Annotated in this window: 10 protein-coding genes; 7 read left to right on the plus strand and 3 right to left on the minus strand. The window is 63.7% G+C overall.

Features of this window, described 5'->3' with window-relative positions; genetic code table 11:
* Positions 1–36: 36 nt before the first annotated feature.
* From LOX95_RS11945 to LOX95_RS11975, 7 genes are all read left to right on the plus strand, one after another.
* Entirely contained in the window at positions 37–1,575 is a 1,539-nt protein-coding gene (locus tag LOX95_RS11945; protein WP_242914908.1) for a Do family serine endopeptidase, read from the plus strand.
* Positions 1,576–1,680: 105 nt separating this feature from the next.
* The gene (locus LOX95_RS11950; RefSeq protein WP_242914909.1) at positions 1,681–2,352 is read left to right on the plus strand and encodes a response regulator transcription factor; all 672 of its coding nucleotides are present in this window, start codon (positions 1,681–1,683) and stop codon (positions 2,350–2,352) included.
* 9 nt (positions 2,353–2,361) lie between these two features.
* A complete protein-coding gene (locus LOX95_RS11955; protein WP_242914911.1) occupies positions 2,362–3,783 on the plus strand; it encodes a sensor histidine kinase in 1,422 nt (473 codons plus the stop codon).
* Complete coding sequence (locus LOX95_RS11960; RefSeq protein ID WP_242914913.1) at positions 3,780–6,683, plus strand: bifunctional [glutamine synthetase] adenylyltransferase/[glutamine synthetase]-adenylyl-L-tyrosine phosphorylase; 2,904 nt, start codon at positions 3,780–3,782, stop codon at positions 6,681–6,683. Before LOX95_RS11955 ends, LOX95_RS11960 begins: the two co-directional genes overlap by 4 nt.
* 231 nt (positions 6,684–6,914) lie before the next feature.
* Positions 6,915–7,490: an RNA polymerase sigma factor gene (locus LOX95_RS11965; RefSeq protein ID WP_242914915.1), complete on the plus strand. Its 576-nt coding sequence runs from the start codon at positions 6,915–6,917 to the stop codon at positions 7,488–7,490.
* A gap of 4 nt (positions 7,491–7,494) precedes the next feature.
* Positions 7,495–7,941 carry a hypothetical protein gene (locus tag LOX95_RS11970; RefSeq protein WP_242914916.1) on the plus strand — a complete coding sequence of 149 codons (447 nt, stop codon included), beginning with the start codon at positions 7,495–7,497 and terminating at the stop codon, positions 7,939–7,941.
* Positions 7,941–8,423, plus strand: a complete 483-nt coding sequence (locus tag LOX95_RS11975) for a periplasmic heavy metal sensor (RefSeq protein ID WP_242914918.1) — start codon at positions 7,941–7,943, stop codon at positions 8,421–8,423. Before LOX95_RS11970 ends, LOX95_RS11975 begins: the two co-directional genes overlap by 1 nt.
* A 6-nt stretch (positions 8,424–8,429) precedes the next feature.
* Here the strand turns inward: LOX95_RS11975 and LOX95_RS11980 are convergent, their stop codons facing one another.
* From LOX95_RS11980 to LOX95_RS11990, 3 genes are all read right to left on the minus strand, one after another.
* Complete coding sequence (locus LOX95_RS11980) at positions 8,430–10,814, minus strand: PAS domain-containing sensor histidine kinase (RefSeq protein WP_242914920.1); 2,385 nt, start codon at positions 10,812–10,814, stop codon at positions 8,430–8,432.
* An 86-nt stretch (positions 10,815–10,900) separates the two neighbouring features.
* Positions 10,901–11,491 (minus strand): hypothetical protein, encoded by a 591-nt coding sequence (locus tag LOX95_RS11985; protein WP_242915131.1) that lies wholly within the window; start codon positions 11,489–11,491, stop codon positions 10,901–10,903.
* 122 nt (positions 11,492–11,613) lie between these two features.
* On the minus strand, positions 11,614–12,024 hold the full coding sequence (locus LOX95_RS11990; RefSeq protein WP_242914922.1) for a CBS domain-containing protein: 411 nt from the start codon (positions 12,022–12,024) through the stop codon (positions 11,614–11,616).
* Between the last annotated feature and the right edge of the window lie 46 nt (positions 12,025–12,070).

Raw genomic sequence — 12,070 nt, forward strand, 5'->3', positions numbered from 1 at the left:
TCACCGGATTCCAAAACGTAGACTGCAAGGACGACGATGCTGAAACGCAAGGAGTTCATTCTGGGGGCCGCCGTTGGCCTGACCTTCGCCGCAGCGGCGACGGCAGGTGGCGTCATCCAGTGGCCAGCTGCCGAGGCAGCGCCCGCATCCGCGACGCGGTTGGCACCTTCCGCAGGTGCGGCGGGTCTGGCATTCGCGCCGCCGCAGGGCGCGCCGCTCAGCTTCGCTGATATTTTCGAACAGGTCGCACCGGCTGTGGTGCAGATCGACGTCAAGACGCGGGTCCAGCGTCCGCGCACCATCCAGATTCCGGGCTTCCCCTTCCCGTTCGCAGCACCTGAGCGTGGCGGCGCGGAGCGGTCCGAAGAAGACACCCAACTGGCTCCAGGCAGCGGGTCGGGCTTCTTTATCTCGGCTGACGGCACCATCGTTACCAATAACCACGTGGTCGCAAACGCCGAGGAAATCACCGTTAAACTCAGCGACGGCCGCACCTTCAAGGCGCGGCTTGTGGGCCGTGACGAAGCCTCCGATCTGGCTGTGATCAAGGTGGACGGCGACGCCTTCCCGTTCGTCAGCTTCGAGCAATCCTCGGAGCCGCGCGTCGGCGACTGGGTTATCGCGGTCGGCAACCCGTTCGGTCTGGGCGGCACGGCCACAGCCGGTATCGTTTCGGCCAAGTCGCGTGAAATCGGTGGCGGCGTCGCCAACGACTTCCTGCAGATCGATGCGGCGATCAACCGTGGCAACTCCGGTGGTCCGACGTTTGACATCTATGGTCGCGTGATCGGTGTGAACACGGCGATCTTCTCGCCGTCGGGTGGCTCGGTTGGCATCGGCTTTGCCATTCCGGCCAAGACCGCCAAGGAAATCACCGACCGTCTGATCCGCGGCGAAAAGATCGAGCGCGGCTATCTGGGCGTTCAGATCTCCGATCTCCAGCCGGACGTGAAGGAGGCTCTGGGCCTTGGCGCGGACACCAAGGGTGCCTTTGTGGCCCAGATCACGCCGGGATCGCCTGCCGCCGAGGCAGGCCTCAAGGAAGAAGATATTGTGACCTCGATCAACGGGGAGGCCGTCGACGGCTCGTCCAGCCTGACCCGCCGCGTGGCTGCCGCCAAGCCGGGTGACCGCCTGCGTCTCGAAGTCCTGCGCGAGGGCCGCCGCCAGACGGTCGATGTGCGCGCGGGTCGTCGCCCGTCCGAGGAAGAACTGAACCAGCAGATGGACGGTACGGAATCCCCCGATGCCCCGCCGCCTGCGGTCTCGGGTACGGTGGTCGAGGGCGTGACGGTGACCGGTATCACCTCGGCCCTGCGTCAACGCTATGACATTCCGGCCGACGTCAGCGGCGTGGTTGTCACGGCAGTCGAGGCCGGTTCCGAGGCAGGCAAGCTGGGCATGCCGCCGGGTCTGGTGATCCTGCGGGCCAATAACCGCGTGGTGACAGATGCTGCATCGTTCCGGGCAGCAGTCGATGCCGCCCGTAGTTCGGGTCGCCCCAGCGTACTGCTGATGGTCCGCTATCAGGGCGTGAACCGTTCGCTTGTCCTGCCCTTGGCCAAGAACCAGTGACGGTGAAAAGTGCCCTAATCTGGGTGCAAACCTGACGAAGGCTTAACTCACGGTTTCGGCGGCAATCTGTTAAGGTTGCCGCCGAATATCAATCTGGAGGGGTTCATGCGAATTTTGGTTGTCGAGGACGACGCCGAGGCTGCGACCGCAATGGTACGCGGGCTGTCCGAGGCTGGTCACGAAGTCACCCACGCCGTAGACGGTGCCTTTGGCCTGCTCGAAGCCCAAAAGGGTGGGTACGACGTCTATGTCGTGGACCGCATGATGCCGCGCCTCGATGGCATCGGCATGGTCGAGACCCTGCGCAAGGGTGGGGACCAGACCCCCGTCCTGTTCCTCTCGGCCCTTGGCGAAGTCGAAGACCGTGTGGTCGGCCTCAAGGCCGGTGCCGATGACTATCTGGTCAAGCCCTACGCCTTTGCCGAACTGATCGCGCGCGTTGAAGCCCTGTCGCGCCGTCGCGAGACGGGCGGCGTGCAGACCGTGCTCAAGGTCGGCGAGCTTGAAATGAACCTGATCGCCCGCACTGTGAGCCGCGAAGGTCAGGACATCGACCTGCAACCGCGCGAGTTCCAGCTGCTGGAGTTCCTGATGCGCCACGCAGGCCAGTCGGTGACCCGCACCATGCTGCTGGAGAAGGTCTGGGAATACCACTTCGACCCTCAGACCAACGTCATCGATGTGCACATCAGCCGCCTGCGCTCGAAGATCGACAAGGGCTTTGATCGGGCCATGCTTCAAACCGTGCGCGGCGCGGGGTACCGGCTAGAGGCGTAAGCGCCTCCCATGCGGCTGCCCTCACTCTTCAGGCGAACGCCCTTCCGTCTGACGCTGTTGTTCCTTGCCCTGTTCGTGGCAACGGCCAGCGCAGTGATGAGCTATGTCTATATGGCTTCGGCAGCCGAAGCCCGCTCTCGCGCCGAGGCCAGCGTCCGCGCCGAGGTCGAGACCCTGATCGGTATCTACCGGACACGGGGCCGGACGGCGCTGAACCAGACGCTGATCGACCGCACGCTGCGCGGTGACAAATATCTCTACCGTTTGCGCGACGAGACGGGCCAGGTCGTAACCGCCAATATCTCGGACATCCCCTCGGGAGTGGACAGCGGCGAGTGGGAAACCTTCCGCCTCACCGTCACCGATGACGAGGGGCGCGTCCAGCGCCGCCAGTCTATCGGCATCGACACCCCTCTATCGGGCGGCGAACACCTGTTTGTCGGCGAAGACATCGGCGACATTGAAGCCTATCTGGAGCGCCTCACGCAGGCGCTGTGGATGGCCATGATCCTTGTGCTGGTCTTGGGCATCGGCGGCGGCCTGATCGTTAGCCGCCGCGTTGAAAGAGCGATGGGCCGCCTGAACCGCGTGGTCTCGGCGGTGCAGGAGGGCGACCTGAAGGTCCGTGTTCCTGTACGCAACTCCGGTGACGAACTGGACGAACTGTCCCAAGGCTTGAACACCATGCTCGACCGGCTGGAAGGCTCGATGGCCTCCATCCGCCATGCCGGTGATGCCATTGCCCACGACCTTCGCTCGCCGCTCACGCGCATGCGCGCCAAGATGGAAGTTGCGCTGATCGACGCCGAGGCGGGGCGCATCAACGGCGTCGATGCCCTTGAACTGGCGCTTGGCGAGGCTGACAGCCTGCTCAAAACCTTCAACACCGTTCTGGCGATTGCCCGTTTGCAAGCCGGCGGGGCACCTGATCCCAAGGTGTTTGACGCCGCCATTCTGGCGCGCGACATGGCCGAGCTTTACGAATATTCGGGCGAAGAGAAGGACATCGAGTTCGAGTCCGAGATCGAGTGCGACCTGTTCGTGGAAGGCAACCAGCCCTTCCTCGCGCAGGCACTGGCCAACCTCATCGACAACGCTATCAAATACACCCCTGCAGGCGGGGCCGTAATGTTCCGCGCGCGCCGACGCTCCGATGGGGCCATCGAATATTCGGTCACCGACAATGGACCGGGCATCCCCGAGGAAGACCGCGAGCGGGTGCTGCAACGGTTCGTGCGCCTGGACAGCAGCCGCACGGAAGCGGGCTCGGGCCTGGGCCTGTCGCTGGTGACCGCGGTCGCCGAGGCGCACGGTGGCCGGATCGAACTGGACGAGGGGCCCGGCGCATTTGATGGACGCGGGCCGGGACTTCGTGTTGCGTTGGTCCTGCCTCCCGCATCTCCGCCCGAAGACACTGCCGAAGCCGAATGACTGAAACAGCCTCCCGCCTGATAGATCTCATCAGCCCTTGCGGGCCGGTCACCGATCAGGACGCCGCCCAGCGCCTCTATGAGAGATTGTCGGAAGCGGCCGACGAGGCTGGCTGGCGTGACGATTTGGAGGCGGCGTGGCCCTCACTGGCTCCGGTATTTGCGGCCTCGCAGTATTTGGGCGGGATTGCCCGTCGCTGGCCCGCTATTTTGCATCGCGTGCTGACGACCCCGCCGGATGAGAGGCTTGCGGCGCTTCTGGCTGAAACCGAAGCTCTGGACGGGCCGCCCGACGAGACCAAATCGGCTCTGCGCCTTCTGAAGGCCGAACTGCATTTGATGACCGCCCTGTCCGATCTGGGCGGTGCATGGTCGTTGGACCAGGTCACAGGCGCGATTGCCCGCTTTGCTGATGCAGCCGCGCAGGCGGCCCTTGCGTCTGCAGCCTCCGGCTGGCGTCGCCGTGGGAAACTAACGTCGGCGGCCGATGATCCGCGCGGACCTGTGCCCGGCCTGTTTGTCCTGGCCATGGGCAAGGGCGGGGCGTTCGAGTTGAACTATTCGTCCGACATCGACCTCAGCCTGTTCTACGATCCCGAAGTCGTCGCCAGTGTGCTGGACGACAGCGTCGAGCCGCAGAATTTCTGCAACCGTTTGGCTCAAGGTCTGGCGACCCTGCTGACGGAACGGACGGCCGATGGCTATGTCTTCCGCGTGGACCTGCGCCTGCGTCCGGATCCGTCCTCAACGCCGCCGGTGGTCGCGGCACCGATGGCCCTGACCTACTACGAAGGCGTCGGCCAGAACTGGGAGCGTGCGGCCTTTATCAAGGCGCGGGTCTGTGCAGGCGACCAGGCCGAAGGCGCCGAGTTCCTCAAGGCGCTCAAGCCCTTCATCTGGCGCCGCAGTCTGGATTATCAGGCGGTGCTGGATATCCAGTCGATCAAGAAACAGATCCATACCTATAAGACCGGCGAAGGCCTTGAAGCTGCAGGGGCGAACCTCAAGCTTGGGCGCGGCGGCATCCGCGAGATCGAGTTCTTCGTTCAGACACAGCAGTTGATCCTCGGCGGTCGTAATCCTCAACTGCGCTCGCCCCGTACACTGGATGCTTTGGAGGCCCTGACCGAGGCGGGTCACATCACGCCCCAAACCTGCGACCAGTTGAAGGCGGCCTATCGGGTCCTGCGCGATCTCGAACACCGCGTGCAAATGCTCCAGGACGAGCAGACGCACGCCCTGCCAGCCGATCCGGAGACCCGCGCCAAGGTGGCCGCCCTTTATGGCGAAGATGATCTAGCCGAGTTTGATCGCCGGATCGAAGAACTGCTGGTCAGCGTCAACGGCATCTATGGCGAACTGTTCAGTGAAGGCGAGCAGCTTTCGTCCGACTTCGGCAGTCTGGTTTTCACCGGCGTGGAAAACGATCCGGGCACGCTGGAAACCCTCGCCCGCATGGGCTTTACCGAGGCCGCCAGCGTGTCGGAGACTATCCGAAACTGGCATCATGGCCACATCAACGCCACCCGCTCGGCGCGTGGGCGCGAACTGTTTACCCGACTGGCTCCAAGGCTGCTCGAAGCGGTGGCCGCAACCGGTGCGCCCGATGCCGCCTTCCGTCGCTTTGCCACCTTCTTCTCTGGACTGAAGGCAGGCGTGCAGGTGCAGGCGTTGTTCCTGAACCAGCCGCGATTGTTCGAGATGGTCGTGGGCGTCATGGCCTTTGCGCCGCGTCTGGCGCGTATTCTGGGCCGCCAGCCGCAAGCGCTGGATGGCGTGCTGGATGCCCGCTTCCTCATCCCACTGGGCGAGGACACGGGCGTGGTGGACCAGTTGATCGCCGAGGCCGCAGAGGCGGGCGATTTTGAAAACGCGATGAATGTGGTGCGCCGCCTGCAACGCGAGCAGGCGTTCCGCATCGGCATGAACGTGATTACCGGACGGGCGTCGGCGGTTCAGGCGGGGCTGACCAATACCTCCCTGGCCGACGGCTGTATGAAAGCCCTGTCGCCTGCTGCACTGGCCGAGGCCGAGCGCATGGGCGGCAAGCTTGCGGGCGGCGAAGTGGCCGTCGTGGCGCTGGGCAAGGCCGGCTCGCGTGAGATGACGGCAGGGTCCGATCTGGACCTGATGACTATTTACAACGCACCCGCCGATGCGGTCACAGATGCCAAGGGTTGGGGGGCGGAGACCTTTTTCGGACGCTTTACCCAGCGGTTGATCGCGGCCCTGTCGGCCCATACCGCCGAGGGCGGGCTTTACGAGGTCGACATGCGCCTGCGCCCCACGGGGTCGAAGGGACCGGTGTCGGTGCGGCTGAACAGCTTCGTAGAATACTACGCGCAGGAAGCCGACACATGGGAGTTCATGGCCCTGACGCGCGCCCGCGTCGTGTGGGCGACCAGCGACCGTTTCGCCAAACAGGTCGCCGATACGCTCGAGGCCGTCTTGCGGCGTCCGAGACCGGGTGTCGATGTGGGGGCTGATGTCCGCAAGATGCGCGACCTGATGGACCGCGAGCGCAGGCCCAAGGGCTTCTGGGACATGAAGCTGACCCCGGGCGCGCAGGTGGACGCAGAGTTCGTCGGCCAGTACCGCCAGCTGATGCATGCCGCCAATCGCGGAGCGCTGACAGTATCGACCCTAGAGGCGCTGACGGACGATCCGCTGCTGGCGGAATCCTGGCGCTACCACCAGCATCTAGCGCAGATCATGGCCTGTGCCTTCGATGGGCGCGGAGACCCTGATCAGGAGCCGGCCGGTTTCCAGCAGGCGCTGGCAAAGTCGGCGGGCGAAGAAGACTTCGAGGCCTTGAAGGCCGCCCTGGTGCGACTGCGCCAATCGGCCCGCGTTGCGTTCGATCAGGTCCTGCCCGAGGTCAAAGAACCGGAAAGCCATTAGGCGAACAGCACTATCGACGGAACTTCCGATGCCGCGCGTGTAACCCTAAGGGTTCACACAGTGTAAAAGGCGTTTCGGAACAGATCATGCTGGCGACAAAGGGAAGATTACGGCGACTTGCGCCGGGCCGCCCCTTGGCGCTGGGCCGAATGTGCGGCAAAGGGGATGACCCAGCTGTGCTTGCGTCCCTTGGGGGGGCGCGACACGTCTCCACACAGGCACGAAACGACCTTGGCACGGATCGACGATCCAGACGAAGAGCTGCTTGGCCGTGTGGCGAAGGGGGACCCTGCTGCAATCCAGGCCATGGTCGCGCGCAAACTTCCGCGCATCCTGAACCTTGCCGCGCGCCTTCTTGGCGATCCGATCGAAGCCGAGGATGTGGCGCAGGAGACCATGCTGCGCGTCTGGAAACAGTCCGCCAAGTGGAAGCCGGGGCAGGCCAAGTTCGACACCTGGATTTATCGTGTGGGTCTGAACCTTTGCTACGATCGTCTGCGCCGTCGTCGCGAGACGCCGGTCGAGACCTTCCCCGAAATGGTGGACGACGGTCCGGCACCGGATCGGGGCTTGTTGGCTGCCGAGACGGGCGCGCGGGTACAGCAGGTGCTTATGCGTCTGCCGCAAAGACAGCGCGAGGCGATCGTGCTGTGCCACTATCAGGAACTGGGCAATATCGAAGCCGCGCAGCTGATGGGGATCAGCGTCGAGGCCTTGGAAAGCCTTCTGTCTCGCGCCCGCCGCACCTTGCGTGCGTCACTGGAAGATCTGGCCACCCGGCCGCGTACCAATCGGAGGGGGAATTGAGATCATGATGACCAAAGACCGGTTTGAGTACCTCCTTGATGCCTATGGTGCAGACTTTGCGCGCTGGCCCGCCGATGCGCGTGACGCTGGTCGCGCGGCACTGCACAGTGATCCGCAGCTTCAGGTTGCGTGGGCTAAAGCCGTTGCACTGGACGATATGATCCGGTTGCCCAATCTGGTGCCCTCCGCCGCATTGCGCGATCAAATCATTGCATCGGCCACCAAGGCCGGTCTGCGCGCGCGCCGCATTCGTCGCGCCTTGCTGGCTGTCTGGTCGGGTGCAGGCGTCGCAGCTACGGCCGTAGCGGGCGCTGCGCTCGGCATCATTATCGCCCACCAGTTGTCGGCCCCGATGCGCGCAGACACTGTCTTTTATCAGGCCAGCCTTCAGGGCGCAGACGATACCGACTTGCTGGGCGTCGAAATGGCATCTCTGGACGTGAAACGCTGATGACCTCGCGCACTCTTAAAACCGCGCTGGCGGTATCGGTCGCCCTGAACGTGTTTCTGGTGGCAGGCGGTGCCGCGGTCTGGGTCAAGACCCGCGACGCCGCCCGTGCAGAGCAGTCCAGCCGCTCCAGCCGCACTGAAACGGTGATGGAACTGGTGAACGCCCGCTCCCCCGCTGTCGCAGAACCGCTGAAAGAAAAGCTGCGGGCGATTGCGCTGATGGCTCGTCCCGATTTCGAGCAGGCGCGTGCCGCCCGCCGCGAGGCCATCAACATCACTGCCTCGGATGATTTCGACGCCGAGAAAGTCGACGCCTTGCTGGCAACCTCGCGTGCCGCCGAGGCACGAGGGCGTGCGGTTCTGGAAACGGGTGCCGTTCGCGTGCTCGCGGAGCAGCAGCCTGATGATCGCAAGGCACTGGCCCGCGTTCTCGCCCGTCACCGCACCAGCAAGGCCAAGGCCGAGAAACCGGCAGAGAAATAAACCGCTTTAAGCGGCGGTATGCAGGCGCGGGGCAGGGTGAAGCCCCTGCGCGGTCTTGACCGACTTTACGGGTATGTCGAACCACACGGTCGTTCCGGTGCCCAGTTCGCTTTCGATCGTCATTTCCGAGCCGTGCATCTCGATCAGCGACTTGGTCAGGGCTAGGCCAAGCCCGGTGCCCTGTGTCGTCTTGGCGTGTTGGTTCTCGACCTGCACAAACGGCTGGGCCAGTCGCTTGATATCCTCGGCGGCAATGCCGATACCGGTATCGCGAATGGCCACACGCACCACACCCGGACGCTCGATCAACGGGGCCAATTCCAGCATGACGCGACCGGCGCGGGGCGTGAATTTGATGGCGTTGGACACAAGGTTCAGCAGCACCTGTTTCATGCCACGCAAATCGACTTCGGCCTCGACCACATCCGGTGCATCCAGCGTCAGGGCCAGACCCGCTTCTTCGGCGCGGCCCCTCATCAGATGCACTACTTCCCGACCAAGCGCAGCCATGTCCGTGCGCTCGTAATAGAGGTTCAGCTTGCCGGCCTCGATCTTGGCCATGTCGAGGATGTCGTTGATCAGGCTCAGCAGGTGCTTGCCCGAGGTGTGGATGTCGACGGCATAGCCCTTGTAGCGACGATCCCCCAACGGGCCGAACATCTCCTGCGCCATGATCTCGGAGAAGCCGTTGATGGCATTCAGCGGCGTGCGCAGTTCATGGCTCATATTGGCCAGAAACTCCGACTTGGACTGGCTGGCAGCCTCGGCCCGCGTCATTGCGGCCTCATACTCCTTGGCCAGTGTCGCCAGATTGGCGCGGCTGCGCTCCAAGGCATTTACAGTGCGCTGGAGTTCCTCTGCCGCCCGGCGACGCTCGTTTTCCTGCTGGCGGATGAGGGTCACATCGGCGGCGATCACCACCGTGCCGCCATCGCCGGTAAACCGCTCGGTCATCTGCAGCCAGCGGCCGTCCTTGAGTTCGACTTCGCGCACGCCTGCGCGGCGCTGCTCGGATTTTTGCTCCGATCGAATGGCTTGTGCGGCGATCCGGTTCAGGTCGTTCTTTAAAGCCCCGCGATAGAGCGCGCCCTTGGGGAAGTCGAAAGCGTCCTGGAATGCTTGGTTCCACATCACCAGATGACCCTGACGGTCAAACAGGACAAAGGCATCCGAGACGCTCTGGATGCCGTCGATGAGCCGGTTCTCCGCCGCCTGTGCCTTGGCCTTGATGCGGCGCGCTTCGGTGACGTCCAGCGCGATACCCATGAGATGGCTGAACTCGCCCCGACGCGGATTGAGACGCGCACGGCCGCGCACGTCGATCCAGCGCACGCCCCCATCGGCCAGTGGCAGAGGGAATGCGAGATCGAAATGACCGGTCAGCCTCGCCTCGGCCATGGCCGCGACGAAGCCGTCACGATAGTGCGGATGGATGCGGTCGATGATCTCGGTATGGGTGAGAACGGAGCCTGTCGGCACCTCGAAAAGGGCCGTCATATAGTCGGAAAAGGTGATATGCCCCTTCTCCATATCCCAGTCCCAGACCCCGCACTGCGCGGCCTCTACGGCGATACGGAAGCGGCGCTCGGTTTCGCCCCACTCGCGACGACGACGATCCTGCCGGAAGATCTGCAGCGCAAGGAACAACAACAGGGCTACCCCGGCAGCGAGCGGGATGACCAGCAATCGGGCATCGTCACGCCAGCGTTCGAAGACGGTCGGGGCAGGGCGATCCGCCACCACCGCTAAACCGCTGTCTCCGACAAGCCTTGCCTTGGTCATGCGGCCCTTACCTTGTGGGTCCGGCAGGATAGCGCCGTCGCCGAACAGGGCTGGGGGCAGTTGGGATTTGGGGTGCAGTTCCAAACGCGTGTCTGCAACAGTTGGCGTGGGTGCAGGTGCGGGCGCGCTGACGGCCAGAAGCTTCCCGTCACGCGTCTTGCGCGCAAGATGAAGACGGCCTTCCTCGTAGCTAATGCCTTCGACGGCGCGTGTATTCTTGCCGACCGCGACTAGGGGTGTCCCCTGCGCGGTCGTCAGCAAAAGGGCGCTGCCGGACAGATTGCGGGCGGCCAGTTCCATTGCCGACAACGCACGCTCGGGTTGGGCGGCAAATCCGGCTTCGGCTGAGGTCAGCAGGCGATCCATATCGCCCAGCTGGGCAGTCACTGTCTGGGCAAAGACCTGTGCGTCGAGCGACAGGGTTTCGCGCATCAGAGCATCGACTTCGCGCTCGGGGCGGGACTGGTCGCGGGCAACCAGCAGCAAAGCCATGGACAGGATCAGCAGCGCCGCCAGAAACAGGGCGCGTTCATAGGGCCGTCCCCATAGACCGGGATGGTCTGTGGCGCGGCGTCCCCGTCCTTCGCTGCGTCGCTCGATCCCGCGCACGAAGAGGCCCCTCCCTGCGTTCGTGAAGGGCTAAACTAGGCTGTTTTGTCAGTCTGTGTCGAGAGCTTGGCTATGGGGCGCGGGTTTCAGGCCGCTTCATCGCCCATATTTGTCGGCGTGTCCGTGCGGTCGGTCAGAGCCGGGCGTGATGCGGGCATCGGCAGGCTATGAATCCGGCGCAGGATGGCCTTGCTGGCCTCGGCCAGTCGGCGGGCTTCGGGCGGGGCATCCATGGGGCTTTCGTCCACCGCCTCGATGATCTGGTTCAGGATGCTGAGCATGTCGGGCGCGGCGGCAATGATGCGGGCCTGCTGCTCGATCACCTCGGGAAGCCGGTCATATTCGGCACCCGGCACGCGCCATCCACCCCAGTCCGCCTCGTCGGTGACAACCACCGGATAACTTCCGGGGAAGGGGTGGTGGGCGCAGTCGTTCTGGTCCTGCCATTTGTTACGGGCACGCAGCACGCGCCAGTTTCCAAGGTTCTTGAGGCCCTCGCTTTCAGGCAGTTGCAGTTCGCTGCCTTGAAACTCGCGTCCCAGACCTACGTCATAGGTCACGCGCACAGGTTCGTCGAAGCCCTTGGCCCAAACAGGAATTACCCGTTCGACGTCAGCCCAAAGTCCAACGCTTTCGACCCAGACCTTCTGACCTTTTTGAAACTGCGCGCGCGCCATTGCATAAGCCCCGTACCACTCGTCGTCGCTAACCATAGCTATAAGCCGTTAGCGACACCTTGGGAGAGATGGTTACCGGAGACCCTTAACCGTGACCATTACTAATTAGGCCAAACAACCACTTATGGCTGCGATATGCTTTCCAGAGCCTCGCCTGCATAGCGTTCCTTAACCTTTACAGACAGGTCGCCCAGCGAGACCACGCCGACCAATCGACCATGTTTGTCCGTGACGGGCAGACGACGGATACGCGCACGGCTCATGAGGTCCAGAGCGGTTTTCAACTCGTCCGTATCCAGCGCGGTGATGGCGTCGCGCGACAGGTATTGACCCACCGCATCTCCGGCACTGGCACCCTTGGCAAGCGCGCGCACAGTCAGGTCCCGGTCGGTGATAGTGCCGATCACGCGGTCTTCCTCGACCACCGGCATAAAGCCGAAATCGCCCTGCGCCATCCGGCTGGCGATGTGTTGGAGGGTATCTTCCGGGCGCGCGACTTCGACGTCGCGGCTCATCAGGTCTTTGATCTTCATTTCCTGCTCCTGAAGCGGATCGGCCGAGCGGCCTCCCAGAATAAAG

It is taken from the genome of Brevundimonas pishanensis, from assembly GCF_022750635.1.
GTDB lineage: Bacteria > Pseudomonadota > Alphaproteobacteria > Caulobacterales > Caulobacteraceae > Brevundimonas > Brevundimonas pishanensis.